At 48.4% G+C, this 26794-nt stretch carries 26 protein-coding genes; 13 read left to right on the top strand and 13 right to left on the bottom strand.

Annotation, left to right across the window (positions count from 1 at the left end; translation table 11 throughout):
* Positions 1-53: 53 nt before the first annotated feature.
* The 4 genes from meaB to B153_RS0103895 form a co-directional block, all read right to left on the bottom strand.
* Positions 54-1028 (bottom strand): methylmalonyl Co-A mutase-associated GTPase MeaB, encoded by a 975-nt coding sequence (gene meaB / locus B153_RS0103910; RefSeq protein ID WP_020595362.1) that lies wholly within the window; start codon positions 1026-1028, stop codon positions 54-56.
* 47 nt (positions 1029-1075) lie between these two features.
* Positions 1076-1756, bottom strand: coding sequence for a 2-C-methyl-D-erythritol 4-phosphate cytidylyltransferase (locus B153_RS0103905; RefSeq protein WP_026261897.1), 681 nt, complete (start codon positions 1754-1756; stop codon positions 1076-1078).
* A gap of 70 nt (positions 1757-1826) precedes the next feature.
* The gene (gene queA, locus B153_RS0103900; protein ID WP_020595360.1) at positions 1827-2870 is read right to left on the bottom strand and encodes a tRNA preQ1(34) S-adenosylmethionine ribosyltransferase-isomerase QueA; all 1044 of its coding nucleotides are present in this window, start codon (positions 2868-2870) and stop codon (positions 1827-1829) included.
* Between the two features lie 113 nt (positions 2871-2983).
* Positions 2984-3349, bottom strand: a complete 366-nt coding sequence (locus tag B153_RS0103895; protein WP_026261896.1) for a hypothetical protein — start codon at positions 3347-3349, stop codon at positions 2984-2986.
* Positions 3350-3491: 142 nt separating this feature from the next.
* On the opposite strand from B153_RS0103895, the gene B153_RS0103890 reads away from it, so the two are divergent.
* The gene (locus B153_RS0103890; RefSeq protein ID WP_020595358.1) at positions 3492-4481 is read left to right on the top strand and encodes an L-dopachrome tautomerase-related protein; all 990 of its coding nucleotides are present in this window, start codon (positions 3492-3494) and stop codon (positions 4479-4481) included.
* A 56-nt stretch (positions 4482-4537) separates the two neighbouring features.
* Here the strand turns inward: B153_RS0103890 and B153_RS0103885 are convergent, their stop codons facing one another.
* Complete coding sequence (locus tag B153_RS0103885; protein ID WP_020595357.1) at positions 4538-5179, bottom strand: 3-keto-disaccharide hydrolase; 642 nt, start codon at positions 5177-5179, stop codon at positions 4538-4540.
* 198 nt (positions 5180-5377) lie between these two features.
* Here B153_RS0103885 and B153_RS0103875 point away from each other — a divergent pair, with 198 nt between their 5' ends.
* Positions 5378-6268: a hypothetical protein gene (locus tag B153_RS0103875; protein ID WP_020595355.1), complete on the top strand. Its 891-nt coding sequence runs from the start codon at positions 5378-5380 to the stop codon at positions 6266-6268.
* Positions 6269-6371: 103 nt separating this feature from the next.
* On the top strand, positions 6372-7556 hold the full coding sequence (locus B153_RS0103870) for a cation:proton antiporter (protein ID WP_020595354.1): 1185 nt from the start codon (positions 6372-6374) through the stop codon (positions 7554-7556).
* On the opposite strand, the gene B153_RS0103865 is transcribed toward B153_RS0103870, so the two are convergent.
* Entirely contained in the window at positions 7551-7877 is a 327-nt protein-coding gene (locus tag B153_RS0103865) for a hypothetical protein (RefSeq protein ID WP_020595353.1), read from the bottom strand. The genes B153_RS0103870 and B153_RS0103865 overlap by 6 nt on opposite strands.
* A gap of 125 nt (positions 7878-8002) precedes the next feature.
* Between B153_RS0103865 and nhaD the strand changes: the two genes are divergently transcribed.
* Positions 8003-9289, top strand: coding sequence for a sodium:proton antiporter NhaD (gene nhaD / locus B153_RS0103860; RefSeq protein WP_020595352.1), 1287 nt, complete (start codon positions 8003-8005; stop codon positions 9287-9289).
* A 99-nt stretch (positions 9290-9388) separates the two neighbouring features.
* The gene (locus B153_RS0103855; RefSeq protein WP_020595351.1) at positions 9389-10087 is read left to right on the top strand and encodes a hypothetical protein; all 699 of its coding nucleotides are present in this window, start codon (positions 9389-9391) and stop codon (positions 10085-10087) included.
* An 84-nt stretch (positions 10088-10171) separates the two neighbouring features.
* On the opposite strand, the gene B153_RS0103850 is transcribed toward B153_RS0103855, so the two are convergent.
* The 5 genes from B153_RS0103850 to B153_RS0103830 all read right to left on the bottom strand — a co-directional run bounded on the left by B153_RS0103850 (position 10172) and on the right by B153_RS0103830 (position 12859).
* Entirely contained in the window at positions 10172-10471 is a 300-nt protein-coding gene (locus tag B153_RS0103850; protein ID WP_020595350.1) for a winged helix-turn-helix domain-containing protein, read from the bottom strand.
* Entirely contained in the window at positions 10443-11114 is a 672-nt protein-coding gene (locus B153_RS0103845) for a hypothetical protein (protein ID WP_020595349.1), read from the bottom strand. Before B153_RS0103845 ends, B153_RS0103850 begins: the two co-directional genes overlap by 29 nt.
* 75 nt (positions 11115-11189) lie before the next feature.
* On the bottom strand, positions 11190-11615 hold the full coding sequence (locus tag B153_RS34600; protein ID WP_020595348.1) for a diacylglycerol kinase family protein: 426 nt from the start codon (positions 11613-11615) through the stop codon (positions 11190-11192).
* Between the two features lie 15 nt (positions 11616-11630).
* On the bottom strand, positions 11631-12122 hold the full coding sequence (locus B153_RS0103835) for a DUF4352 domain-containing protein (protein WP_020595347.1): 492 nt from the start codon (positions 12120-12122) through the stop codon (positions 11631-11633).
* A gap of 38 nt (positions 12123-12160) precedes the next feature.
* The gene (locus tag B153_RS0103830) at positions 12161-12859 is read right to left on the bottom strand and encodes a DUF1361 domain-containing protein (protein ID WP_020595346.1); all 699 of its coding nucleotides are present in this window, start codon (positions 12857-12859) and stop codon (positions 12161-12163) included.
* A gap of 163 nt (positions 12860-13022) precedes the next feature.
* On the opposite strand from B153_RS0103830, the gene mazG reads away from it, so the two are divergent.
* The 3 genes from mazG (at position 13023) to B153_RS36485 (ending at position 18138) form a co-directional block, all read left to right on the top strand.
* Positions 13023-13832 carry a nucleoside triphosphate pyrophosphohydrolase gene (gene mazG / locus B153_RS0103825; protein ID WP_040760791.1) on the top strand — a complete coding sequence of 270 codons (810 nt, stop codon included), beginning with the start codon at positions 13023-13025 and terminating at the stop codon, positions 13830-13832.
* 69 nt (positions 13833-13901) lie between these two features.
* The gene (locus B153_RS0103820; protein WP_020595344.1) at positions 13902-14633 is read left to right on the top strand and encodes a metallophosphoesterase family protein; all 732 of its coding nucleotides are present in this window, start codon (positions 13902-13904) and stop codon (positions 14631-14633) included.
* Positions 14634-14700: 67 nt separating this feature from the next.
* A complete protein-coding gene (locus tag B153_RS36485) occupies positions 14701-18138 on the top strand; it encodes a M36 family metallopeptidase (protein WP_245564829.1) in 3438 nt (1145 codons plus the stop codon).
* A gap of 38 nt (positions 18139-18176) precedes the next feature.
* On the opposite strand, the gene guaB is transcribed toward B153_RS36485, so the two are convergent.
* Entirely contained in the window at positions 18177-19649 is a 1473-nt protein-coding gene (gene guaB / locus B153_RS0103810; protein WP_026261893.1) for an IMP dehydrogenase, read from the bottom strand.
* 396 nt (positions 19650-20045) lie between these two features.
* Here guaB and B153_RS37575 point away from each other — a divergent pair, with 396 nt between their 5' ends.
* From B153_RS37575 to B153_RS34585, 4 genes are all read left to right on the top strand, one after another.
* Entirely contained in the window at positions 20046-20183 is a 138-nt protein-coding gene (locus B153_RS37575; RefSeq protein ID WP_157634567.1) for a hypothetical protein, read from the top strand.
* A 67-nt stretch (positions 20184-20250) separates the two neighbouring features.
* A complete protein-coding gene (locus tag B153_RS0103805) occupies positions 20251-21918 on the top strand; it encodes a hypothetical protein (RefSeq protein ID WP_020595341.1) in 1668 nt (555 codons plus the stop codon).
* A 17-nt stretch (positions 21919-21935) separates the two neighbouring features.
* Positions 21936-23366, top strand: coding sequence for a hypothetical protein (locus tag B153_RS34590; protein ID WP_020595340.1), 1431 nt, complete (start codon positions 21936-21938; stop codon positions 23364-23366).
* 506 nt (positions 23367-23872) lie between these two features.
* Complete coding sequence (locus B153_RS34585) at positions 23873-24136, top strand: hypothetical protein (RefSeq protein ID WP_026261892.1); 264 nt, start codon at positions 23873-23875, stop codon at positions 24134-24136.
* A gap of 374 nt (positions 24137-24510) precedes the next feature.
* Here B153_RS34585 and B153_RS0103790 read toward each other — a convergent pair whose 3' ends face one another.
* Entirely contained in the window at positions 24511-24933 is a 423-nt protein-coding gene (locus B153_RS0103790) for a DUF2141 domain-containing protein (RefSeq protein WP_020595338.1), read from the bottom strand.
* Between the two features lie 41 nt (positions 24934-24974).
* Between B153_RS0103790 and recJ the strand changes: the two genes are divergently transcribed.
* Positions 24975-26717, top strand: a complete 1743-nt coding sequence (recJ, locus tag B153_RS0103785; RefSeq protein WP_020595337.1) for a single-stranded-DNA-specific exonuclease RecJ — start codon at positions 24975-24977, stop codon at positions 26715-26717.
* Positions 26718-26794: the final 77 nt, after the last annotated feature.

Genomic DNA, 26794 nt, shown 5'->3' with positions numbered 1-26794 from the left:
AGTAAGCAAAGTGATGGATAAGGGCTGCACTAGCGCTCGTTACCGGTCATGAGTCACATGGCCAGCAGGGTATCTACTGCCGGCGTGGGTAAACGCTTCCCGGACATAACCTCTTCTTCCATCAGATCAATCTGCTGTTGCATACCCGGCTGGGCGTAAAATTGCCCTTCCAGGCGTTGCCGCAGCAATGACCGAAACCAGGTACGTTGCTGTTCCTGTCGACGCCGACGCCAGTGGCCGTTTTCGGTCGTTAATTGCTGGTGTTCCTGAATGGTTTGCCATATCGTGGTTAAGCCTTCCTGGTTAACGGCCGAGCAGGTGAGTACGGGGGGAGCCCAGCCCGTGCCGGTAGGAGGAAACAGATGAAGCGCATTGCGATACTCTACCTGTGCGCGATTGGCAGCCGATCGATTGTCGCCGTCAGCTTTGGTAATGCAAAGGGCATCGGCCAATTCCATGATTCCCCGTTTCATTCCCTGTAATTCATCCCCTGCTCCAGCCAGCATCAGCAGCAGAAAAAAATCGACCATACCATGAACAACGGTTTCGGATTGCCCAACCCCAACGGTTTCGACCAGCACAATAGTGAAGCCGGCTGCTTCACAGAGCAGGATGGTCTCACGGGTACGATGCGCCACTCCACCCAGCGAATCGCCCGCTGGCGATGGCCGGATGTAGGCGCTGGCATTCATTGAGAGGGTTTCCATGCGAGTTTTATCACCCAGCAGGCTCCCGCCCGACCGTTGGCTGGTGGGGTCAATGGTCAATACGGCTAGTCGATGCCCCAGGTTCGCTAGATATTGGCCAAACCCTTCAATAAACGTACTTTTTCCCACACCAGGGACGCCCGTAATGCCTACTCGGATCGATCGGCCTGTGTGCGGTAAAACAGCCTCCAATACTTCCTGAGCGACCGCCTGATCGTCGGGCCGACGGCTCTCCACAAGCGTAATCGCCCGACTCAGTACCAGTCGGTCGCCCGCAAGAATGCCTTGCGTGTAAGAGTGGGCAGGCAGGCGTTGACGCATTCAGAGTAAAGGGTTGATAACAAGAAACCACATAGTCGGGCAAAGGGTTATCTCAGGTCGTCGGGGGTTGTGATCTTGATGTTTTCGTACGAGCCATCGATGAGTGTAATTGAGAAGCCAGCAAACTCCATCACACTGGCACAGTCCGTAAAAAAAGATTGCTCAGTTGCTTCAAACGCCTGCCTGAACAGATCAAGTTGAAACGTTTGGGGCGTTTGTACCAACCGATATTGATTCCGGTCGACCGACTGACTTTGGCCATCTGGATGTATAACCCGGACGGAGTCTTTTACCGGAACGCAGGTCACTGCCGACCCCGTCCGGGCTGCCGTATCGAAACTATTTCTTATGATTTCGGCTGATACAAACGGACGGACTCCATCATGTACGGCTACCAGGCCATTGGTCAGAGGCATGGCATTTAACCCGTTACGGACCGACTGAAAACGGGTTTTACCCCCATCAACTAGCTCGATTGCCGGGAAAAATTGATGTTGCTCACAGAGCGTTAGCCAGGTAGTCCGGTCACTTGCTGGTAAAACCAGCCTTATGTGTGAGGGTGGAACCACTTCCAGAAACCGTTCCAGCGTATGCTGGAGAATGGGCTTGCCCCGAAGCAGAAGAAATTGTTTGGGTATATCTGATTTCATCCGGCTGCCACTACCTCCGGCAACAATAATAGCATAGCGGTCAGCAACGGAATTTTTAGCCGGTTGGTCGTCGGTCATGGGAAAACGCAAAAAAAAGGGGCACTAAGGCCCCAAAAATACAAATGACTGACGACTAATACCTAATAGCCTACAGAATCAGCATGGCATCACCATAACTGAAGAAGCGGTATTTTTCTTTGATCGCGATCTGATACGCTTCTTTGATGAGTTCATGACCCCCAAAGGCACTCGTCATCATAATCAGGATCGATTCAGGAAGATGCAGACTCGTTAGCAGTGAGTTGGCAATTTTAAAATCGTAAGGCGGGAATATGAACCGATCCGTCCAGCCTTCTATGGGCTTCAACCGGCTATTGGCCGATACCGACGATTCAATGGCTTTCAGAGAGGTTGTCCCCACTGCACAAACCCGTTTGCCAGCATCCAGTGCCGTATTCACAATCTGAGCCGATCCATCAGTGATCTTGAAGTTTTCAGAATCAGTTTTGTGTTTGGTAAGGTCTTCCACGTCGACCTGACGGAATGTGCCTAAGCCTACGTGCAGCGTAATCGGTGCAAAGTGAATCCCTTTGATCTCCATCCGCTTCATCATGGCACGGGTGAAATGAAGACCAGCCGTGGGAGCGGCTACGGCACCAATGTGCTGGGCAAAAACGGTCTGATAATCATCCCGATCGGCCGATTCTGCTTCCCGGTTCATAGCCCTCGGGATTGGGGTTTCGCCCAATTCGTCGATGGCTTTCATAAATTCCTCATGGTTGCCATCGAACAGAAAACGAATCGTACGCCCTCGTGAGGTCGTGTTATCGATCACTTCGGCAACCAGATCACTATCGCCAAAATACAGTTTATTGCCAACGCGAATTTTTCGGGCCGGATCGACCAGTACATCCCAAAGCTTCATTTCGCGATTGAGCTCACGGAGGAGAAACACTTCAATTTTAGCGCCGGTTTTTTCCTTGTTGCCATAAAGCCGTGCTGGAAATACCTTGGTATCATTGATTACCATCACGTCGCCATCATCAAAATAGCTGAGTATATCCGAAAACTGTTTGTGCTCAATTGTTTTAGTTTTCCGGTCAACGACCATCAGCCGCGATTCACCCCGCTCTACCGGGTATTTGGCAATAAGACTATCGGGTAAATCAAATTTGAATTCGGATAACTTCATAGTGTATCAGCACGGAACGAACGGTGCATTTTTGTAAAGGCCGCAAATATAGTGAAAAACCCGGAAAATTTACCATCTTCCGGGAGTTTTTCTTGTAAATATCCGAGAAATGATTAGTGCGTGGCTTCTTGCTGGTCTAATGGTTGTACCGAACCTTCGGTAGAAGTTACATGATTGCGATCTGAGATCGTAAATTTGGCCATCAGTTCGGGCGAAACTTCATTCGAGTAAGTTCCCTGTGCGGCAACAAAAACACCTTTCATCCCGTTGGAAGCCGTAATCGCATACAACGTCATTTCATCACCTGGATCGGAGGTGCCTTCGAACCGATAAAACTTATCGACGTGAAAATCCTCACTTTTTAATTTCGTCTGGGTACTTTTTTCTTCCAGAAAATCTTTTCGAGGGCCAAACTCATGTGTGTAGCCCTCGGTCCGAAGTTTATCCATGGCTTCGGTTAAGGTGGTCATGTGGTTCATAACGGTAGAGAATTAGTATAGGATTAAAACGCAAAACAGGCCGGATGGTTTTCGACAACGAAGTGCCCGGTTACGCCTTTTACTAAACATTACATATTATAAACCTATTAATTAGTCAGTATAGCACACACGAAATACAATCATGATAACTCGACCCTATTCGATTCCCACACTACTTTTAGTGGGCTTTAGCGTAGTGGCCTGTAATTCGACAGACCCGGAATTTAACGCACCAGTGATCCCGCAGCGGATCGACTTTTCGGCTACTCGTCAGTATCCTGAAGGGATTACCTACTCACCCACATTCGACAAGTTTCTGGTAAGCTCGATTACGCAGGGGAAAATTGGGACTGTCGATCAAAACGGGCGGTATGAAGAATTGATAACGGATGATAAGCAGTTGATTAGTAGCATTGGTATGAAGGTACGCAACGGCTTGCTGTATGTATGCAACGGAGATCAGGGCGTCTCGGATAAAAGTACACAGCAGACAGCACTTAAAACAGCAGGCCTGTTTGTCTACGACCTGGCTACAAAAGAGAAAGTCCGTCAGATTGATCTGGCCAGTCTGGTGCCTAATTCGAACCATTTTGCGAATGACATAGCCTTCGATGCCGACGGTAATGCCTATGTGACAGATTCATTTGCACCCGTAATTTACAAGGTATCAGCCAATTCGTCGCAGGCAGTGGTAGCTGTTACGTCGACCTTATTTTCGGGGGCACAAGGCATTAATTTAAATGGAATCGTGTACCATCCAGATAAATATCTGCTCGTTGTAAAATCTAACGAGGGTAAGTTATTCAAAGTAGAACTCGATGATAATACCATTACGGAAGTAACGGGCGTAAGCCTGCCGAACGGGGATGGTATGCTGCTCTACAACAATGATTTATATGTAGTAAACAGCCGGAATAAAGTGTCGCAGGTGCGAAGTACGGATGGTTGGAAAACGGCCTCAGTGGTTAAAACCGATGAGACGGGCTACGATCAGGCGACAACGAATGTGTTGGTTGGAGACAGGATTTATACCTTAAATGCCCGGATCGATGAGGTAAGTGCGGCTGCAGCGGCCAAAGACCCCAGCCGTCTGCAGGCCAACACGTATAGTATTCAGCAGTTTAAAGAGTAGGAGGGTTAAGGGCAGGGGGTGACATACCTTCCCTTCTGCCCTTAACCCATTGCCCATTAATCCGGCAGCACTTTAATCATGATGTCTTTGTAATACACTTTGCTCTTTGGGTCGTGACCTTGTAAGGCAACGGTCCCCATACTGAGCTTTTTGGGTTTAGACGATGTGCTGATGCTATCGGGTTCGGTGTAATCGTTGATCACTTTGTCATTAATTTTAATGATCACCTTTTTGCCATTTACGATGATGTGTTCAGTGTACCATTCATCATCTTTAACGAAAACCTCTTTCACATCCTGAACACCGTAGACACTTCCCGTTTTCCGCCAGTCGGTATGGGTCTGGTTGACCTGAATTTCGTACCCTTGCGCTGGCCATCCCGAGGGTTGATAGGCAGTATGAATAAACATACCTGAGTTGGAACCAGGCATTGTTTTGACACTGGCTTTCCACTCGAAGTTTTTGAAATTATGATTATGTACGGGGCCTTCATAAAAGAGGTGTGCCCGTGGGCCGTTGACCACAATAGCCCCATCCTGGATGGTAAATGTGCCGGGACTGTCTTCGGTGACTTTCCAGCCGTTGAAAGTCTTACCATCGAAGATACTAACCCAACCGTCGGCCGATGGACGAATGGTAAAACTTAAGCAGAAACCAAGTAGTAGCGTTGCTGCTAAAAAAGTCATGCGATTTTTCATACAAACAGGGCGGTTATGGTTGAGAGCAGCCCATCTATAAAAGCATAGTTTGCCCAAAAACTAACGACTTGCCCGTATTTCGGCAGGTTTTTAGAATAAATCCCTGTTTCAATGCGACCAAATAGCTTTATTCCATTGCGTTCATCATTTTTGTCCGCCAATTCGTTAGATTGGCAACCGAATCAACCAGACTATATCATGCGTAATTTCGTTCTGCTGGTCTTGGGGTTGGTCTTCGCTTCGTGTAAGCTCACCGTTCCCAGTGTATATGACGCTCAGTTTTCATCAACACCAACCGAAACACCCGTTATTCCCGGCCAGATCGATGAGGCTTCGGGAATGGTGGATAGCCGTACTCAACCCGGTAATATCTGGATCGAGCAGGATAGTGGCAACCCCAATGAACTGGCACTATTAGGCTACGATGGAAAAGTAAAAGGTAAGATTACCATACCGAACGCGACAAATCGCGATTGGGAAGATATATCGATTGGGCCGGGCCCGAAAGACGGAACCAATTACCTCTACATCGGTGATATTGGCGATAACAACGCGCAGTATTCAGGTTACGTAATTTATCGATTGCCGGAACCTTCATCCGTACAGGCTACGGTAACTGGGGTTGAACGGATAAACTTTCGGTATCCTGATGGCCCCCATGATGCCGAAGCCTTTTTTGTTGACCCGGGCACCAAAGATATTTACATCATCACCAAGCGGGAACAGAAAGTCAGGCTTTATAGCTTACCTTATCCGCAAAATATAAATGAAGTAACCGTAGCGACGGCCTTTGGCGAACTGCCTTCATTTGGGGGAGGAGGGCTTGCCAATTATGTAACCTCAGCGGCTATTTCACCAGATGGTAGCGAGCTGTTAGTACGTACGTATACGCAGATGTACTACTGGAAGCGTAGTAACGGCCAATCCATTGCAGATGCGTTGCAATACGGTACATCGCGTCAGCTAACGGTTCGGTTGGAGCCGCAGGGCGAAGCCGTCTGTTTCGATAAGGATAACAAAGGTTTTTTTACGATCAGCGAACGCGCCAGTGCTGCATCTGTAAATCTGTATTATTACGCCAGAAAATAATTATTAATGAGCGAAAGAATGAAGAGAGAAAGAGCGTGATATAGCTTGCGACAGCTTTTCGCTCTTTCACTCTTCATTCTTTCGCTCTTTTGTTCTCTCGCTTATGGATTCATCAATACTGATTATAGTTCTGAGTTTATCGGTACTGATTTCCTATGCCTTTGATTTATTCAGTAGTCGGTTCAAAACCCCGTCAGTCCTGTTGTTATTGCTGCTGGGTATGCTGACTAAGCAGGCTACCGACTATTTCAACGTACAGGTGCCTTACGTAGCTACCATCTTACCTACCCTGGGAACACTGGGCCTGATTTTGATCGTGCTGGAAGGGGGGCTCGATCTGGAACTTCATGCGGAGCGATTGAGTGTTATTCGACGAACGCTGCTGGCTTCGTTGATGGCTATCATTGGCGGTACTCTGCTGATGGCCAGTATGTTGTATCTGCTCCTGAACGATTCTTTTTATCACTGTCTGATTGCCGCACTGCCCTTTTCGATCGTTAGTAGTACCGTAACGGTACAGACCGTTGCCAAGCTAACGGGTGGGCAACAGGAGTATGCGGTTTATGAATCGGCCTTCGCGAGCATATTGGGGATTATGGCGTATAACTTTCTGTTGTTAAGCCGAAACTCACTAGTGGGAGCAGTCTGGTCGTTTACACGCGATACGCTGGCGATGGCGTTGATTTCGCTGGGATGTTGCTTTCTGCTTCTATACCTCATCAGCCGAATCAACCATCGCATCAAATTCCTGCCCATTATTTCGGTACTGTTTCTGGTGTATGCACTGGCCGAGATCAATCACCTCTCTTCATTGCTGCTCATTCTGATCTTTGGCCTGTTTCTGAACAATACAGACCTGTTTATTCGGGGACGGCTGAGCCAGATACTGAAGAATGATCTGTTCGAAAAAGAGCTTGACCAGCTTAAAAGCCTCGCTGCTGAAGGTGCTTTTGTCGTACGGACGTTCTTCTACCTGCTGCTGGGCTATGCGGCTGTACCCCGAAGTTTGATCGACGTCGATGCGCTGATTGTTAGTGTGTTGTTTGTCGGGGTGATTGTTGGCTGGCGTTGGGTTACCCTTCGCGTAACCTATCAGGGCGAGATGATCCCACTCCTCTGGATTGCGCCCCGGGGGCTTATCACGATTCTACTCTATCTGAATATTCCCGACGACCTCCGGCTGGTCGGCTTTCGGGAGGGCATCCCGGTTCTGGTCGTCGTCTTCTCGTCGTTGGTGGCAATGATGGGTATACTGAGCAATAAACGGTTGATGAATTATAAATTATAGGCCATCGTTGGTTAAATAATGCCAGAATTGCCAGAACGTCCGGGTTTTCAGATAGGCTAAATTCTGGTCATTGGCAAACGCTTCCCGTTCGAAACTGATGTTTCTGTAAGCCGTATAATGGTCACGGTATTGCCATCGGCGAATCAGGTATTCGACAACATACCAGACATAAAAAGGAAGGATTCCCAGTTCGGCCTGCTGCCGAAGATGTATTCGCTCATGATTAAGTAAGGTTGGCCCTGGGTTGGGCTGTTTTACTAAAATAAATGGGAACAGGGCCATACCGTCGGCCTGCATGGATCGAAAGCGAACGACAAACATAAAAGTACGTTTACGTATACCAAACAATGATAAGCACAAATGCATTCGAAACATTAAAAAGCACTTGGTTTAAGATGGGTACTTGTAAACATACCCCACCACAAATCGGCTAAAAGCACTATATGATGTCAATTCTGTTAATTCTCCTCTTTATAACCGGCTACATTCTGATCACGCTTGAGCATGCGATTCGGCTCAATAAAACAGCAACAGCGCTCATTACGGGTATCGTCTGCTGGACGGCCTATGCGTTGATGGGCGATAATAAGGACCTGGTCAGTGATCAGCTTAGCCATCATTTATCGACTATTTCCGAGATACTATTCTTCCTTCTGGGGGCCATGACCGTTGTTGAATTAATTGATGCGCATGACGGATTTACGCTCATAACGGACCGAATCGCGACCCGAAATATTCGTACTTTACTCTGGATCATTAGTCTACTATCTTTTTTTCTGTCGGCGCTGCTGGACAATCTGACTACAGCGATCGTAATGGTATCGGTAGCGCGTAAACTGGTACGGAATACCGAACAGCGTCATATTATGGCTGGCATGATAATCGTAGCCTCGAATGCGGGAGGGGCCTGGTCGCCAATTGGTGATGTGACAACCACAATGCTCTGGATTGGAGGACAGGTATCGACTCTGGCTATTGTTCGCGGTTTGTTTTTTCCCAGTCTTGTATCGATGGTCGTGCCATTGATTCTGCTGACCCGGTTGCAGCCTAAAGTAGAGATTAAATCTTCATCGCAGGGTATTAGCCGCCCGTATGTAACGCCAATTGCGCGTCGTGATCGTCGGGTCATGTTAGCTGTCGGGTTGGGCGGGATGTTATTTGTGCCAATTTTCAAGACCTTGACTCATTTGCCTCCCTACATGGGTATCATGCTGGTTTTAGGCTTTATTTGGGTAGTTTCGGAAGTATTGCATAGCGACAAAGACGAATCGGAACGAAAACGATTTACGGCCGCACATGCCCTAAGCCGAATCGATGTGCCGAGCATTCTGTTTTTTCTGGGCATATTATTGGCTGTAGGGGCTCTTGAATCAACGTCGATTCTACATACACTGGCCGAATCCCTAAACAACACCGTGGGCAATCTGGACGCGATTGTATTCCTGATCGGGATCGTTTCGGCAGTGGTCGATAATGTACCGATTGTAGCGGCTGCTATGGGTATGTACGATTTACAAACGTATCCGGTCGATGCTAAACTTTGGGAGTTTCTGGCCTATTGTGCGGGTACCGGGGGAAGTTTGCTGGTGATTGGTTCCGCTGCGGGTGTGGCCGTAATGGGTATGGAACACCTTTCATTTGGCTGGTATTTACGAAAAATTAGCTGGTTGGCGCTGATTGGTTATCTAACTGGCGCTTTGGTTTATCTGGCTGGGTTTGCACTCGCCGAATAATGCCGTAAAAATCTAAAAAGTTTTATCGGAAAAGCAGATGGGATACTTGATGCATACAGCTTCATGGGTTAACTTTGGTAGAAGAAAATGTAAACAATCATGAAAAAAACAGGACTTATTATAGCTTTTCTGCTGGGTTGGCAAACAGTACTGGCTCAATCGACGCCAACCGCTGAGGAAATCATGGATAAATACATTGCCGCCATTGGCGGGAAAGAAGCGCTGCTGAAAGTGACGGATCTGACCACCAATATGTCTTCGGAAATGAATGGAAACGCCATCATTATGACCCGGAAGCAGAAATTGCCCAATAAGTTCTCGATGGTGATTAATGCCAATGGCATGGAGGTGATGAAACAAACCAGCGATGGAGAGAAGGTGGTGATGGGTGGGATGCAGGGAAGCCGAACACTGGATGGGCCAATGGCCAAACAGATGATGGTTATGAATACGCTTTTTCCCGAGCTGTACTATGCCGAAAATGGGGTGAAAAGTACGGTAGTCGGTACAGAAAAAGTGGATGGTAAAGATACGTATAAGCTTAGTCATTCGACAGCCGATGGCGGAGCTACCTGGACGGATAACTTTGATACGACAACGGGCCTGAAAGTACAGTCGACGACCAAAACACAGCAGGGGGAGATGACGACTGCCTATTCCGATTATAAAGAAGCTAATGGGATCAAATTTCCGATGACCTTGCTGCAGCAATCACCACGCGGCCCAATGACCATGTCGGTCGATAACGTCAAGGTAAATAAAGGCCTGAAAGATTCGGATTTCAATACTGCACAGTGAAGAAATAGTCGCGACCTGCTGGAGGGATCAGAACTTATCAGGATTACACAAAACGGGCATTGCCAATGAAGAGCCAACCCCTCACTACATATTCTTAATGAAGGCTTCCAGAGCGTTCAGGTGATCGGTAAACGCCTGCTGGCCAGCCTGGGTAGCCGAATAAGTTGTATTGGGCTTGCGCCCAACAAACTGTTTCTGAACCAGTACATACCCTGCATCTTCCAGCGCACGAAGGTGCGTAGCGAGATTGCCATCGGTTAAACTAAGTAATTCTTTAAGCGCGTTGAAACTCATTGATTCATTGACCATCAGGACCGACATAATGCTCAGCCGCGCTTTGCTTTCAAAGGCTTTGTTAAACTGAGCCAGCAGGTCGTTCTTCATGTGGGGCACGTTCGTATTTATAATACATGGCTAAGCCGTAGGCAATATGCAACAGGCCGAACCCAACAGACCAGGTCAGCAGGTTATAGCCCGGCCAGAACAGAGAAAGTAAGCCGAGCGCAATTTCGCAATAGGCTAATGATTCAACGTCGCGCAGGGTGTATTTGCTCCCATTGAGCAGGGCCAGGCCATAAAAAATCAGTGTTGCCGGAAAAGATAGCCAAATCAGGTTATAATACAGTAACGCCAGACAAAATACACCGCCTGTGGCCAGCGGAACGATCATGGCCCACAGCAATCGTTTTGAGGGTTGATTCCATACGGTCGAACCCTGACGTCTGGCTTTGCGAACGGTGAAATACGTACCCGATGCCAGAGCCAGAGCCAATACCCCAATCGCCACCGTAACTAAAAACTGCCTGACGTCGTGTTGATTGACCGGATTGCCAGGTAGTGCATCGTAGGAGCCGATGGTCGTAAACAGACCTGTTCGCAGCCGTGTATAGACTATGGCCGCTCCGCCCAGCGCAATGAGCCCAGCCGATACGCCCGATAAGCCGCTCAGCGACAGGAATTTGGAAGAACGCTCCATTAATGTGCGGATCTCCGACAGGGTTTGCAGGTGTTCGCGGGATTCGTGCATGGCTACGTATAAGTCTGAAACGTAAGGATTCGGTACAGGAGATAGGGATTTTAAATATAACCTTTTCGTATAGAATCAGGCCAAAGTTGAGTCGAACGGAACAGGAAACCAGGGCTTGAGCCTATCTGACAGGCTTAGGTATTCATTGAACAGGTGGGTGCCAAAAATAAGCATACCGACGAGTATGGCAGCAATGACCAGGATCAGAACCGCGCCGGATGAAAGGTCTTTGATCGCTTTTATTTGCGGATGGATGCCGGGGGAAACGAAGTCGCATAATTTTTCGATAGCTGTGTTAAAAGCCTCTGCTGCCCACACCAGACCGATCTGGGTCAGGATAATGGTCCACTCTATGGGGGTGAGACGAAGCCAGAAACCACCAGCCAAAACCAGAACCGCTACCAATAAGTGTACTTTGGCATTGTTCTCGAAACGGAACAAGTCCAGAATACCCTGCCCGGCAAATCCAAAACTGCGGATGACCTTTCGAAAATCAATCATACCGCAAACATAGCATTAAAATAGCCGCACTTTGGTATGCACAAACTGTTGACCGTCCAACACATCGCCCATCAGCAATTCACCCTGGTATTGCAGGAACGGTTTTTTGAACGACTTAGGTAAGTCGAATACGAGTTGGGTCGTATCCGTATGCCCGGCTGATGTGATATACGTCTGCTGCCATCCAAATGGGTGTAGCACATTCAATTGCTGTTGAATATGGGGTTGATTCGTATAGGTATGGCCGTGGGTATCTATTATGAATGCTACCGAGTTCGTCCAGGGATGATCCACTCGTTTCGCCTGATTATTGACCTGTAAGGTGACAATCCAGAAGCGCCCGCGTGGTTTCGTTGTGCCGATGCTGTCCTGTACAAGTACGTGGGTAGCCGAATAAAAAAAATCATCGTGCCGAATGGGTTCGCCCAGGCTGATTTCTTTATCGGTGGTAGGCTGGCAGGCAATACTCAGAACGGCTACGGCTACAGCCAGGATGATCGGTTTCATGAAGGTAGATGAAGAGGTAACTAGCGCCCGAACAGTATCTATGCATTGTCGTCATGCTCTGCGTACCAGTAAAAAGCGATGTAGAGAGCGGCCAGAACGAAGCCATAGGCCAACGTAAGTTGTACACTCAACTGGTTCTGGCAGGCACGGGCTATGGCCCACGTAAGCGAGGAGGGCCGCGCCAGAATATCCCAGCTATTCCAACGACCAAACCGGCCCAAGTAAATTCCAAAGCCCGACAGGAGCTGACTGGTCATAATAACGGCCCAGGTGCATACGGTTCCAAGCATTGGCCGGAGCAGTCGGTGAACAATCAGAATGGAGTAAAGCCCGGTAAGTAAGCCGGTCAGGGCGAAAATGAAAATAGTCATCGTGTCGAACCAGAGCAAAGGATGGTCGATGTACTTGAGATGAAACAAGTCCGTAATGATGTAGGGGGCGTTGGGGAGAAAAACCAGCCAGAGCATCAGACCACCGATCAGAAGCCACGGACTTCGAAACCCAGCCGTGCGTAGATCGCGGAGGGTCAGCACGGTGCCAAGCGGAAACCAGGCCAGGGCCAGATTCCACGTGAGGGCAATAAAGAACCACCAGTTTCCGGTCAACACCCCACGGGCAACAACCAGACTCAGGCTCGTAGCGGTCAACAAGGCTAAAATGCGTAATCCTTTACCGGATCGGGCATCCCGATGCTCCCAAACACCAGGGCGGTAAGACGTAGAAAAATAAGTTTGCATATTTTTTAAAGTACTTTGTTTTGCAAAGTAAATGGTTTATTCACTTGCCAGTCAAGAAATTTGAAAAAAAATAACAGCCAGGCCGAAAAGGGGAGATGTCAGCCAGAGGATCGGCCTTCACGTCTGGCTTTGCGGCTTCCGCCTTTTCCCTTATTTTTACCAGATGACTTTTGACCAATTGCCCCCCCGTCGTCAGGAACAACTGATGGCATTTGACCGATTGCTGACGATCATGGATGAGTTGCGTGAACAATGCCCCTGGGATCGCAAACAAACGCTGGAGAGTCTGCGCCATCTGACCATCGAAGAGACCTACGAGCTTTCCGACGCCATTCTGGAAAATGACCTGCCCGAAATTCGTAAAGAGTTGGGGGATATTCAGTTGCATCTGGTTTTTTACGCCAAAATTGCCTCGGAATCCGGTGCTTTCGACATGGCCGACGTGTTGAACAGTGTTTGCGAGAAACTGATCAGCCGTCATCCGCATATTTACGGCAATGTTGTTGCCGAAACGGAAGAACAGGTAAAAGCCAACTGGGAGCAATTGAAACTAAAAGAGGGCAATACGTCGGTTCTGGGTGGGGTGCCTGGGTCGTTGCCTGCACTGGTGAAAGCGATGCGGATACAGGAGAAAGCGCGGGGAGCTGGATTTGACTGGGAGGAAAAGCAGCAGGTTTGGGAAAAAGTAGAAGAGGAAATGCAAGAGTTCAAGGCCGAGTTCAATGCCGAATCGAACGAAACCATCGACCCGCAACGAGCGGAAGGCGAGTTTGGGGATCTGCTGTTTTCGCTGGTCAATTATGCCCGCTTTATCGACATCAATCCGGAAACGGCGCTGGAGCGAACAAATAAAAAATTTATTAAGCGTTTTCAATACCTTGAGGAGCAGGCGCGGGCTGATGGTAAAAAGCTGATTGATATGAGCCTGGCCGAAATGGATGTGTACTGGAACGAAGCAAAAAGGCGCGGATAATACCGGATGTAGACGATATAATGTACCTTGCTACCCCTTACAGGCCCGACCACAGATGACCCACTGATTATGCGAATTGCGTTTATTACCGACATGCATCTCGATGCTGAAGGGGAGAACCCCCAGGGTGTTGATGTCCGTACCAATTTTTTGAATGCGCTGGCTTTTCTGGACGAGCTGAAGCCGAATTGTGTGGTGCTGGGTGGCGACATCTGCAATACGGAAGGCGACAGATCGATTTATGAATGGGTCGAAAATCAACTGAAGAAATTAATAATACCGTATTACATCATTCCGGGAAATCACGACGACGCTGCACTCATGGCAGACGTGTTTCATAAAGGGCATGACCTGCATGATGATGAGCTGTATTATGCCCTGCCGCTGGAAGGGCGCCCGGTATTGTTTCTGGATTCATCGAAAGGTGTATTTTCAGATGCGCAGTGGACCTGGCTGACGGACTATCTGACAGCCTTGCAGGACAATAACGTGGTCATTATGATGCACCATCCTCCGTTGCCTGCCGATGTACAGTTTATGGATGCCCGGTATCCCTTTCGGCAAAGTGATGAATTTCTGGCACTTGTGCAGAAGCTGCCCTGCCATGTGACCGTGATTTGCGGACATTATCATGTCGAGAAAGTAATTCAGCGAGGAAACATGCTGATTTTGCTATCCCCCTCAACGTTTTACCAGATGAAACAGGATACACCCGGATTTGCAATCGATAACTACCGGGTAGGCATACGGGAAATCAATCTGACGACGCATGGCACCATCAGCACGGTACACTACCTCTGACCTGGCTGACCTTCCGAAAAAAGTGTAAATTTGTTACTATATTTCATCAGACGCATCGTTAAAATCAATGATGCAACAAGTTTACATGTCTGTTGGTGAGTTCGCCCGAACCTGGATCTTTACGGCCGTACTTTTTTGGTTCGGCGTATCGCAAGCCTACGCACAAACTGAAGTAGAAACGGCAAAACGGTATATAGCTGCCAATGCCGGAACGCACAACCTGGCCGCAACTGACGTGTCTGGATCGATTGTGTCAAGTGCGTATCTGTCGCCCACAACGGGCTGGTATCACGTTTATTTTAGTCAGGCCTACCAGTCGGTCGAGATTTACAATCGGCTCATGAACGTGGTGCTGGTCGATAGTCAGGTGGCTTACCTGACACATAATTTCATACCCCGTATCGATTTCGTATCAAAAAAAGGGTCGCTAAAAGGGTTGATCAGCCCACTGAATGCCTTGCAGAAAGCGGTTGCCAATGTAGGCTTAACGCAGGTCAGTTTAACGGCAATTCGGGAGCTGATTACCACGAAACTAACCGATGGCACCCTCACTCAGAGCGTTTTTTCGATACCAGCCCTGTCAAATGAGCAGGTAAATGTAAAATTATACTGGCTGCCCGTCGAGACAGAGCAGAAGGGACAAAAACTGATTGACAAGCTGGCGCTCACCTGGAATGTTCGGTTTTTGACCAAGGATGCCCAGAGAGGCTGGAATATTCATGTCGATGCGGCATCGGGCGAAATCGTTCAGAAGATCGATGAAGTCATTCACTGTAACTTCGGCACTCCCCATCAGGCCGCTCACGCGTTATCAGCACCCGCTGGGCACGAACAAGTCCGCTATTTTGGCCAGGACAAGGTAAGGTTTACTGCCGACAGTTATACCGTTTTCGACTATCCGCTCGAAAGTCCTAATCATGGCTCCCGTACTGTTTCTGTAAGCCCTTATTCGCGTTTTGTGCCTGCCGGAACTGGCCCCAGCACCACCAACGGCTGGCATAATGACGGTACGACCAATTACCTGACCACTCGCGGAAACAACGTCTGGGCACAGGAGGATACGACCGATATCGACAGTATTGGGTACAGCCCGATTTCGGTAACCAGGGAATTCAATTACCCGTATACAAAAGGGTTGAACACAGCCGCCGGTAATCAGAATGCCGCGATCACCAATCTGTTTTACTGGAACAACCTGATTCATGATGTGTTATGGAAATTTGGCTTCGATGAACCCAGTGGTAATTTCCAGAACAATAACCGTGGACGAGGAGGGCTTGGGAATGACTTTGTGTACGCGGATGCACAGGACGGAGGGGGCACCAACAATGCGAACTTCTATCCTCCTCCCGATGGCATCAACGGACGGATGCAGATGTACCTCTGGAATGTTCCGGCTACGTACCAGGCAGATGGCGATTTTGACAATGGCATTATCTCGCATGAATACGGTCATGGCTGGTCTACCCGACTCACGGGCGGCCCCGCCAATTCGTCCTGTTTGCAGAACGCTGAACAGGGGGGCGAAGGCTGGAGCGATTATCTGGCACTCATGTTTACCACAAACTGGTCGTCGTTAAGTGCCAATGTCGCCAGTGCCAATATACCCCGGGGTATAGGGACCTATGCCATAGGGGAGCCAACCAATGGGCGGGGAATAAGGAACTATCCGTATTCCTACGATATGGCAAACGTGAACGGGGCTGTGACCTATGCCAAAGTGGGCGACGCCAATTACTCGATTCCGCACGGCATTGGCTCAATCTGGGCTACGATGTTATGGGACATGACCTGGGAAATTATCTTGCAGGATAACCAGATTACCCCGAACATCTACGATACCCCGACTAGTGTAACGGCGATGCGCGGGAATATTGCGGCTCTGAAACTGGTCAATGAAGGATTACGATTACAACCGTGTAGCCCGAGTTTTGTCCAGTCGAGAGACGCTATTTTGCAAGCCGACCAGCTCTTGTTTGGGGGGCGGTATCGGTGCGCAATCGGCCGGGCCTTTGCTCGTCGGGGCCTGGGGGCCAATGCATCCACCGGCGGTTCGTCCAACGACCGGACTGTGTTGGAAGATTATACACCGTTGGGTGGTAATACCCTGAGTTCGCCAACGCTACTTACGGTTTGTTCTGGAACGTCGTTTACCTATACCGCCACATCAAGTACAACAGGCGTAAGTTTTAGCTGGACACGCTCGGCTATTACCGGGATTAGCAATGCTACTGCCAGCGCCAATTCGGCCATAATCAACGAAACCCTGATCAATACGACCAATCAACCCCTTACGGTTCTCTATAACTTCGCACTGAACCCCAGTGGTTGTGTCGTTGGGGGCTTTCCCCAGTCCGTCAGTGTTGTGGTGAATCCTACCATCACGCCAACCGTGGGCTCCTATTCAGTATGTCAGAATGCGACGGTGCCATCTGGCGAAGGCCTCAAAGCCCCCAGACTAATTCTCAATTCGGTCAACGGGGCTTTATCGACTAGTTCGTCAACGTATGTGCGGGCATCCGGCGATAATGCCACCACCTATTCGGCCGGGTATACGGTATATTATCAATCGTTTACGTTTACTGCCCCGGCAAACGGATCGCTAACGGTTGGGATTTCGGACGCTACTCTGAGTGATGGGTTTAATGATACATATCTATCGCTCTACAAAGCTCCGTTCAATCCGGCCAGTCCGGCCACTAATTTTTTACATGGGGATGACGATAGTGGGCCCGGTTATCTGTCTCAATTAACCCATACGCTGGCGAAGGATACGACCTATGTACTGGTCGTGGCAACTTATTTTGGTGGAGTAACCGGAGCTTTTACCCTACAGGCCAGTGGTGCGGTCTTTAACGCTGGTCCACCTGCCTGGTTTACGGCGCCAACGGGTGGAACGCCGATTGCAACAGATACCCTGTTCAATCCGGTCGGATTGGCTGGGTCAGGTATTCCCAATACCGCAACAGCCGGTACAACCACGTTTTATCTAGCCCGAACCGATTACCCGGCCTGCCGGGTGGCTGCCCCATTTACGATACTAACCACCACTCCGCCTGTAGTATCCAGTACGACGATTACGTTGGGCAGCTCGGTTTCGCTGGTCGCGAGCGGGTGTTCCGGCGGAGGGAATACAGTAAGATGGTATCGAACCGCAGACGATAGTGAGGTGACCATGCCCATCTCACCGACTGTAACAACCGCCTACTACGCCCGTTGTGAACGAACAACCGGAACGAAACTATGTTTGAGCGATAAAAGCCAGAATGCTACGGTAACGGTGGTCTTGCCAACACCTGTTTATTCGGTTCAATCGGGCAACTGGAATGTGCCATCGACCTGGAATTGCAATTGCATACCAGATGGTACACGACTGGTTCAGATTATGGATGCACACACCGTAACGATTCCGAACGCGTACACAGGACTAGCCAAAGGGGTTCAGTTGTCGGGAACTGGCAAACTGATTATGCAGGGCACAGGCAAGTTGAATATGTTGAATTAACGGTCTGGAAAGCCGGAGCCCTCCAGACCGTTGATCCCTTATCGGGACGAGTAATTGGGAGCCTCTTTCTGAATCTGAATATCATGCGGGTGGCTTTCGCGAACCCCGGCTGATGTGATTTTCACGAACTTAGCCTGTTGCAGAGTCGGAATATCAGCGGCACCGCAGTAGCCCATACCGGCTTTCAGGCCACCAACCATCTGATAAACGATCTCGGCAACTTTGCCTTTGAACGGTACACGCCCTACGATACCTTCCGGTACGAGCTTCTTGATGTCGTCTTCGGCATCCTGGAAGTAGCGGTCTTTCGAACCTTCTTCCATGGCTTCAACGGACCCCATACCCCGGTAGGTCTTGAATCGGCGGCCTTCGTAAAGGACCACCTCGCCGGGCGCTTCTTCCGTTCCGGCCAGTAGTGAGCCGATCATAACGGTACTGGCTCCACCTGCAAGGGCTTTGGTAATATCGCCAGAGAAGCGAATGCCCCCGTCAGCAATAACGGGCACCCCAGTTCCCTGCAACGCTTTGGCTGATTCATAGACGGCTGTCAACTGCGGCATACCGATACCCGCAATGATGCGTGTGGTACAGATACTGCCCGGCCCTACGCCTACCTTCACGGCATCGGCTCCGGCATCGGCCAGAGCTTTGGCTCCATCGCCCGTAGCCACGTTTCCGGCAATGACTTCCAGGGCTGGAAACTTTTGTTTGATCTCGCGTACGGCGTCCAGAACCCCCTTCGAATGCCCATGGGCCGTATCGACACTGATGACGTCAACTCCGGCTTTAACCAGGGCTTCGATCCGGCGGTGGAGATCGGGCGTAACCCCAACAGCAGCCCCTACACGCAATCGGCCCAGTTCATCTTTGCAGGCATTGGGATGGCTCTTCTTTTTGAGAATGTCTTTGTAGGTAATCAGTCCAACCAGATAATAGTTGTCATCGACGATTGGCAACTTCTCGATGCGGTATTGTTGCAAAATACTCTCCGCTTCTTCCAGGGTCAGCCCCTGACGAGCCGTAACTAGCTTTTCGCGGGTCATAATATCGGTAACGGGCTTCGAGAGATCATTCTGGAAGCGCAGATCACGGTTGGTCAGAATCCCGATCAGTTTCCCATGGTCGTCGACGACTGGAATACCACCGATTTTGGATTCACGCATGATTTTATGGGCATCGCCGAGGGTTGCCGTTTCTGGCAGGGTAATCGGATCGATAATCATACCACTTTCCGAACGCTTTACCTTGCGAACCTGATCGGCCTGAGCTTCGATGCTCATGTTTTTGTGAATCATCCCAATACCTCCTTCCTGCGCCATAGCAATGGCCAGGGCCGATTCGGTAACCGTATCCATTGCCGCCGAAATAAGCGGGATGTTCAGTTGAATCTTGCGCGTAAGTTGGGTAATGGTGTTGGTATCGCGGGGGAGAACCTCCGAGTAGGAGGGCAGGAGCAGTACGTCGTCGTAGGTGAGAGCCTCGTAAAGGAACTTACTGGTATCTAAGCTCATGAGCAAATAAGCAGGTTGTGTTATTTGCCGGGTAAAATTACAAAAACTTTTCGATACTGGGCTATAAATTTTTAATTCTGTTTCAAAAAGAACCTGCTTCACTTAGTTGGAGCCTGGTAGGTGGTCCTTACAATCGGGTTGAATGATTAGCAATGTATACTAAGCCGGGTTCATATTTTCGTCAATATCCCTGTTGGTGTGAACCTAAATACAGAAAGCGCCTTGACGAGAGATCGGTGTACGGGTTCATACGGATGTTAAAGCGTTTGTCTTTTTTTAGAAGTCCGCTGTTTGCAATTGCCTGCGTTTAACATAGATTTGCGAATCATCATACGTAAGCGATTCGGGAGAATCAGATACCGCAATCGCCCAGGCTACAACACACCTAACCTGACTATGAGCCCGTCTCAACCCGAACCCCAACCCGGCGATTATTACGGGGTTATCTACAAAGGCAGTTTACTATGGCCACTTATTCTTCTGATCGCATTGGGCGTAGGTATCTGGCTGTTGATCCGCAGACGACGAAAATAAGAAACTTCAGACAACCCTATGAAGACAGTAGGGCTAACTCATTAACTAGTTACAAACCATTCTAACCATGAAACACCTGTTTACTTTATTCTTTATTATTGGGGTGTCATATTGTGTAATCGGACAAACGAATTACATAGCCACTTCACCACTTTCCTCAACACCATCAACGTTCAATACATTTGTCGGAGGTTATGCTGGCAATCTGACTATGACAGGGGCTCAAAATGTTTTTGTTGGCTATAGATCAGGCATAGCTAATGCCACTGGTGAGGTGAGCGTATTTTTAGGCTTTGGGGCAGGGGAAAATAATACGTCGGGTACTGCTAATACATTTTTAGGCTGGTCAGCAGGGAAGCAAAATAGCATAGGTTCCTATAATGTATATACTGGAGTAAACGCAGGAGCCAATAATTACGCAGGATCTGAAAATGTATTTAATGGGTTAAATGCTGGCTATACAAATTCATACGGCAGCAAAAATTCTTTTCTTGGCGCCTATGCAGGTTATTCTAATCAAACAGGCAACAATAACACATACATTGGTAAAAACGCTGGGTATTCTAACAAGGATGGTTATAGTAATGTATTTGTAGGTATATCGGCAGGTTATAATGCATCTGGAAACAATATTGTAGCTATTGGCGATTCAGCTGGCCATAATAATTCAAATTCCAGCAATGTTTATGTTGGCTCAAAGGCAGGTTTTTCAAACGGTAATGGTAATAATAATGCCTTCGTAGGTACTAATGCAGGGTATGGCAATACCACTGGCCAGGGCAATACATTCATGGGATCGGGAGCAGGACGCTTGAATGGGGGGAGTATCTTCAACACATTTGTTGGGTATAACTCAGCGTATCTTCGCCAAACGGGCAATGAAAACACATTTATAGGAACCCAGGCGGGTTTCAATTCTGCCTCAGGCAGAGATAACGTTTTGGTTGGCTTCAGTGCAGGCGCAGGGCAGGGGTCAGCAGCTAATACAGGTGACCATAATACATTTGTTGGTAGTTACTCTGGCTTACGAAATACCTCAGGTGCATATAATATCTTTATTGGGGATGGATCTGCCTATAACAATTCAACAGGTTCCAATAACATAATTATCGGTCCCTCTTCTGGAACGACCATCACTTCTAGTGACGACAACGTGCTAATGGGCTATAATTCCCAGGCCGAAGACGGACTGAAAAATGCTATCGCCATCGGTTCCAACTCACGTGTAGCTGTCAGTAACGCCATGATTCTGGGCAACGGGGTGAATGTGGGCATTGGCACCTCAGCGCCCACAGCCCGACTGGAAGTGGTCAGCGACAAACCCGACCACAGCGGCCTAAAACTAACGAACCTAACCAATCATAGTCCGGTTGCCCATTCTTCCGATCAGTTCTTAACGGTCGATGGCCAGGGCAACGTGGTCAAGGCACGCTACCAGCTCCGTATTCAGGATCCAGCCCAGTGGAGTGATAAAGTGTTTACACCAGGCTATTCGCTCAAATCCCTTCCGGCCGTGGAAGCCTATATCCAGCAGCATGGTCATTTACCCGGTGTTCCGTCTGCCCAGCAAGTAACAAATCAAGGTGTTGACCTGGTTACGTTTAATGCCACGCTGCTCGAAAAAATAGAAGAATTGACCTTGTACAGCATCCAGCAGACAAAAGCTAACCAGCAGCTAAAAGCGGAAGTGGATGAATTAAAAAGGTTGATGAAAACCCTTTCCAAGAAGAAGTAACCCAATTTAATTTCCAGATGAAATACAGCTTTACGATTCTTTTTGCCTTACTGTTTACCCATTCACTATTTGCTCAATTGTTTCGGGAAGTGGCCAAATCTAGATCATTTATTCCTGATGTTACGAATATTTTGGTTGGACCTGGAACGGGTGAACGCCTTTTAGATTATCCGGTAGCCAATACGTTCGTGGGGTATTATGCGGGCAATTATACAGTCTCTGGTTATGGTAATAACTTTTTAGGTTATAAGAGTGGCTATAATAACGACAGCGGGAATAATAATAACTTTATTGGCTATCAAGCGGGTTTTTCTAATGTCTCAGGAAGTCATAACAACTTTATTGGAATATTAGCTGGCTATAGCAACACTAAAGGGACTAGCAATATATTCATTGGAGCTGAATCGGGCTATTATAGTCTGGAGGGAGATTACAATATATTTGTCGGGAATGGGGCTGGTAGAAACAACATATATGGTAGTTATAATAACTTCATCGGAAATGGGGCGGGTAGCAGTAATTTCTCGGGTACTGAAAATAATTTCTTAGGAAACGTTGCCGGTTTTTCGAATACAACTGGGTATCACAATAATTTTATTGGCAGAAGTGCAGGACAAAGTAACACGACAGGAGGTAATAATAACTTTATAGGTAGCGGATCAGGGTATTCTAATACAACAGCCAAAGAAAATAACTTTTTTGGCTTCGAGGCTGGGCATTTTAATACCACTGGTGAATTCAATAACTTTTTTGGTGCCAATGCAGGCTATTCGAATAGTGTAGGAAATTCAAATATTTTCATTGGCGATAAAGCCGGTTTATTCAACTTTTCAGGGAGTAAAAACATCATCATCGGGCCCTTTTCGGGAACAGCCATTACCAGTACGGATAATAATGTGTTAATTGGCTATAACAGTCAGGCTGACAATGGTTTATTTAATGCTACAGCTCTTGGTGCCAACAGTCGGGTAACTGCCAGCAATGCACTAATCTTAGGGGATCAGGTTAACGTCGGAATTGGTACCTCAGCGCCAACAGCTCGTTTAGAAATCGTCAGTCAGTCCGAAAATACTAGTGGTCTTCGCCTAACAAGCCTAATAGATAATAGTCCAGTTGTCACGCAGACTGATCAGTTTCTCACCGTCGACCATCAGGGCAACGTGGTCAAGGCCCGCTACCAGCTCCGTATTCAGGATACGGCTCAGTGGAGTGATAAAGTGTTTAGACCGGGCTATTCGCTCAAATCACTTCCGGCCGTGGAAGCCTATATCCAGCAGCATGGTCATTTGCCGGACATGCCGTCGGCTGATGAGGTAGCTGAAAAAGGGGTGGACCTGGTTAAGATGAACGCGCTCCTGCTTCAGAAGATCGAGGAGTTGACGCTGCACACAATTGAACTTCAGAAGCAGGTTGATCAACTGAAAAATAAGAAGGATTTTGAAAGGTGAATAAAGTTAGTTTGATCATTGCATCTATTTTTCAACTTTCCCCAATAGCCAAATGCTGCCCTGTCGTGCTTCTTGGAGGGAGCGCAGCTTATTAAATTCTAGTTATAATTGGCTGGTAGTGTGGGCATTTTGTTATCTGCTCAGTAATTATGCCCCACGAACTCATTTGAATGGGTTACCAGAATGAAGATAGTAAACCCGGATTCACCTTGAAGTCCGGGTTTATTGTTGGCCTCTTACGTACACGACCGACCGCATAGGTCTGGCGACTCACCACCCGATAGGACCCGTATCGGGTAAAAGTTGAGGTCTATATTCCTCTAGGGCTCCTCCGCAACAGCCAGTAGCCATAACCGCTGATTCGAATTGCTGTGTTACCATTTGGCTATAATGATAATCTATTGTTTTCTGCTTGTATTGTTTGTCAATAGATTATACCGTTTACTCATTTTATTGACCTGCTTCCACGAGTGAGGGGTTAGCTTATAAAGTCAACTTTACGGTACATGAATAAATTAATTGTCATTCGGGGCACCTCTGCAACTGGGAATGTGGTAAGAATGTATTTGAACGTGGATGAGCACGAAGCCCTTCAGCAATTTTTAAAGCAGTTTACCTACGTATCCAGCGATATTATCGAATTCGACCACGAGCTACAGGTTGATACGCCTGAACCTTATTTACGCTTTAAAGCCGTTACCGACTCGGTCGATACCCAGCCCAAACCTTTTGCTGCTGGGCCAGCCAGTTTTCGGTTGCCCTGGAAATAACTTGCTGGACACCTACAACCGATAAATTCGTCTTGCTCAGAGGGCATTTGGCAGTTGGTCCGATCCGGCTTCGGATTGGCCGAAATGCGCTTATGTATTGCCTGGTTAGATGAAGCTATCCTGTTGATTTCAGAAGGGATTTACGGGCTCGCAGAAAATGAATAATCATCGGAAGTCCGACCTTGTTCCAGGCAGCGCAACGGGTTCCAGAAGGGATAACTTCATAGGGAAGTGAAGAGACTTTTGGGAATCCGTAAGCTGCCTGGGCTATGGTTGGTCCTGCCGTACAGGTTGGTCCCTAAACCTGCAAAAACAGGTTTATTAGTCAAGGTAACCCAAACAGTGCGGTTGGGCGGGGTAAGAGGCCTATGTTTTTATTTTACCGCGATACGAATCGATTTCCCGCCATCGCCCGCCGTAAACTGGCAATCACTGAATTTGGGAGCCGACATTTTGGGCCGGAAATTATTGCTGAAGCCATAGGGCTCTTTCGGAATCCCGAACAGGTTTTTGTCCAGTTTCCCATTGTTATTTTCATCGTGAAAAACCGCTACGGCATACTCTCCGGGATCGACGCTGAGGGTGGTCTGCACACTGCTACCTTGTATATCCAGTTTTTTCCCTTCTACAGGCTTGCCACTGGGGAATGATTCACCCGGTTTGAAGAGCGCAATAAAAACAGCCCCATTTTGCGACTTAAGGTTATGAACCTCAATCGTTAGCGTTGTCTTCTTAGGTGACGAAGGGGTGGTATGGGCCGTCAGATAAAGGCCGAAAAGTGAAAACCAAAGGAACATACAGTACGGTGTTTATGTAAAAACGGATTTATTTTGCATATATGATAGCCAAGCCCACACTTCCGCCAAAACGATGGATCACCAAACCGTACCCAAACCTGGCGGAATACGGAGAGACAATCGACGGATTAACGCAATCTCTGGGAATTAGTCCGGCGCTGGCGGCCTTATTGATACAACGGGGCGTAACTACCTTCAATGAAGCGCGTTTGTATTTTCGACCCGAACTGGCGCACCTCCACGATCCGTTCCTGATGAACGGCATGGACCGGGCTATTCGGCGGCTTCAACAGGCCATGAGTCCTGAACGGAGTGAGAAAATTCTGATCTACGGCGATTATGATGTGGATGGAACAACGTCGGTGGCACTGGTCTATGGATTTCTGAAAAACTATCATGCAAAGATAGATTATTACATCCCCGATCGCTACAAAGAGGGGTACGGGATTTCGAAACAGGGGGTTGAGTGGGCGGCTGAACAGGGCTTCTCGCTGATTATAGCCCTCGATTGTGGAGTCAAATCCGTTGACCGGGTGGCAGAAGCCAAAGCACTCGGGGTCGACTTTATCATCTGTGATCACCACCGCCCTGGTTCCGAATTGCCGGATGCGGTTGCCGTTCTGGACCCCAAACGCGACGATTGTGCTTATCCCTATAAAGAGCTAAGCGGCTGTGGCATAGGTTTTAAACTGCTGCAGGCCTACTGCATGGAAACAGGCATAGACGCCGAAGCACTTTACCCTTACCTGGATCTGGTGGCCGTGAGCATTGCCTCAGACATAGTACCGCTCACGGGCGAAAACCGGGTGATGGCCTATTATGGCCTGAAATACCTGAACGGGGCTCCCCGTACCGGATTGAAAGCGTTAATCAATGTAGCCGGGTTTACAAAAGGACAACTGGATATTTCTAACCTGGTCTTTGGGCTGGGACCACGCATCAATGCCGCAGGACGCATTCAACATGCCAAAGCGGCTGTGCAACTGCTGCTGGCTGAGTCTATGGGCGAAGCCGATGAGTTCGCGCTGGCAATCAATAAGCACAACAACAGCCGCCGGGAGTTCGATAGCAATATTACGGAGCAGGCACTGTCAATGATTCGGCAGAGCGAGGTGCTGAGCCGTGCCAAAAGTACGGTGTTATACAATGCCAACTGGCATAAGGGGGTCATTGGGATTGTGGCATCGCGCTGCATCGAGCATTTCCATCGGCCAACGATCATCCTGACCCAATCGAACGACAAAGCGGCCGGGTCGGCCCGCTCCGTACCGGGATTTGACGTGTACGAAGCCATTGAAGAGTGTTCCGATTTGCTGGAACAGTTTGGTGGGCATACGTTTGCGGCCGGAATGACCATGTCTCTGGATAATATTGAGCCGTTCCGACAAAAGTTCGAAGAGGTGGTAGCGCGAAAGATTAAAGAAGAGCACCTGATTCCGCTCATTGATATCGACCTGCCGCTCGACTTTAGCGATATTACCGATAAGCTGGTTCGCATCGTAAAGCAAATGGGACCTTTTGGACCGCATAACATGCATCCGATTTTCAAGACCGACGATGTGTATCTGACGGGGGAACCCTTCATCATGAAAGACAAACACCTGAAAATAACGGTGCGCCAGGGGCGGTCGGGGCATACGTTAACCGCTGTTGGTTTCGGATTAGCCCATGTTGCTGCGCATCTTCAACCCGGAAAACCCTTCTCAATTTGCTATCAGGTAGAGCACAACGTTTACAATGGCAACGTGTCTTTGCAGTTGATGCTGAAAGATGTTAAATACTAGCCGAATGCCATCGCGGTGAAGCATTCTTATTCAATGGCGCTAACGGCCGTTCGTTGCAGGCACATTTACTTTATTTT

Origin of the sequence: Spirosoma panaciterrae DSM 21099, from assembly GCF_000374025.1 — a bacterium.
In the GTDB taxonomy this organism is placed as follows: domain Bacteria; phylum Bacteroidota; class Bacteroidia; order Cytophagales; family Spirosomataceae; genus Spirosoma; species Spirosoma panaciterrae.
Note: the sequence above shows the minus strand (reverse complement) of the source record. Positions and strands in the feature narration are given on the sequence as shown.

What these genes read in the sequence shown, in the direction of transcription:
- B153_RS37575 (WP_157634567.1), top strand. Translation starts at nt 20,046, where the DNA reads ATGAGCCCGTCTCAACCCGAACCCCAACCCGGCGATTATTACGGGGTT.
- B153_RS0103835 (WP_020595347.1), bottom strand. Translation starts at nt 12,122, where the DNA reads ATGAAACCGATCATCCTGGCTGTAGCCGTAGCCGTTCTGAGTATTGCC.
- B153_RS34600 (WP_020595348.1), bottom strand. Translation starts at nt 11,615, where the DNA reads ATGATTGATTTTCGAAAGGTCATCCGCAGTTTTGGATTTGCCGGGCAG.
- B153_RS0103820 (WP_020595344.1), top strand. Translation starts at nt 13,902, where the DNA reads ATGCGAATTGCGTTTATTACCGACATGCATCTCGATGCTGAAGGGGAG.
- recJ (WP_020595337.1), top strand. Translation starts at nt 24,975, where the DNA reads ATGATAGCCAAGCCCACACTTCCGCCAAAACGATGGATCACCAAACCG.
- nhaD (WP_020595352.1), top strand. Translation starts at nt 8,003, where the DNA reads ATGTCAATTCTGTTAATTCTCCTCTTTATAACCGGCTACATTCTGATC.
- B153_RS34585 (WP_026261892.1), top strand. Translation starts at nt 23,873, where the DNA reads ATGAATAAATTAATTGTCATTCGGGGCACCTCTGCAACTGGGAATGTG.
- B153_RS0103905 (WP_026261897.1), bottom strand. Translation starts at nt 1,756, where the DNA reads ATGACCGACGACCAACCGGCTAAAAATTCCGTTGCTGACCGCTATGCT.
- B153_RS0103805 (WP_020595341.1), top strand. Translation starts at nt 20,251, where the DNA reads ATGAAACACCTGTTTACTTTATTCTTTATTATTGGGGTGTCATATTGT.
- queA (WP_020595360.1), bottom strand. Translation starts at nt 2,870, where the DNA reads ATGAAGTTATCCGAATTCAAATTTGATTTACCCGATAGTCTTATTGCC.
- B153_RS0103885 (WP_020595357.1), bottom strand. Translation starts at nt 5,179, where the DNA reads ATGAAAAATCGCATGACTTTTTTAGCAGCAACGCTACTACTTGGTTTC.
- mazG (WP_040760791.1), top strand. Translation starts at nt 13,023, where the DNA reads ATGACTTTTGACCAATTGCCCCCCCGTCGTCAGGAACAACTGATGGCA.
- B153_RS0103790 (WP_020595338.1), bottom strand. Translation starts at nt 24,933, where the DNA reads ATGTTCCTTTGGTTTTCACTTTTCGGCCTTTATCTGACGGCCCATACC.
- B153_RS0103875 (WP_020595355.1), top strand. Translation starts at nt 5,378, where the DNA reads ATGCGTAATTTCGTTCTGCTGGTCTTGGGGTTGGTCTTCGCTTCGTGT.
- B153_RS0103830 (WP_020595346.1), bottom strand. Translation starts at nt 12,859, where the DNA reads ATGCAAACTTATTTTTCTACGTCTTACCGCCCTGGTGTTTGGGAGCAT.
- B153_RS0103855 (WP_020595351.1), top strand. Translation starts at nt 9,389, where the DNA reads ATGAAAAAAACAGGACTTATTATAGCTTTTCTGCTGGGTTGGCAAACA.
- B153_RS0103870 (WP_020595354.1), top strand. Translation starts at nt 6,372, where the DNA reads ATGGATTCATCAATACTGATTATAGTTCTGAGTTTATCGGTACTGATT.
- B153_RS0103865 (WP_020595353.1), bottom strand. Translation starts at nt 7,877, where the DNA reads ATGTTTGTCGTTCGCTTTCGATCCATGCAGGCCGACGGTATGGCCCTG.
- guaB (WP_026261893.1), bottom strand. Translation starts at nt 19,649, where the DNA reads ATGAGCTTAGATACCAGTAAGTTCCTTTACGAGGCTCTCACCTACGAC.
- B153_RS36485 (WP_245564829.1), top strand. Translation starts at nt 14,701, where the DNA reads ATGATGCAACAAGTTTACATGTCTGTTGGTGAGTTCGCCCGAACCTGG.
- B153_RS0103850 (WP_020595350.1), bottom strand. Translation starts at nt 10,471, where the DNA reads ATGAAGAACGACCTGCTGGCTCAGTTTAACAAAGCCTTTGAAAGCAAA.
- B153_RS0103845 (WP_020595349.1), bottom strand. Translation starts at nt 11,114, where the DNA reads ATGCACGAATCCCGCGAACACCTGCAAACCCTGTCGGAGATCCGCACA.
- meaB (WP_020595362.1), bottom strand. Translation starts at nt 1,028, where the DNA reads ATGCGTCAACGCCTGCCTGCCCACTCTTACACGCAAGGCATTCTTGCG.
- B153_RS34590 (WP_020595340.1), top strand. Translation starts at nt 21,936, where the DNA reads ATGAAATACAGCTTTACGATTCTTTTTGCCTTACTGTTTACCCATTCA.
- B153_RS0103895 (WP_026261896.1), bottom strand. Translation starts at nt 3,349, where the DNA reads ATGAACCACATGACCACCTTAACCGAAGCCATGGATAAACTTCGGACC.
- B153_RS0103890 (WP_020595358.1), top strand. Translation starts at nt 3,492, where the DNA reads ATGATAACTCGACCCTATTCGATTCCCACACTACTTTTAGTGGGCTTT.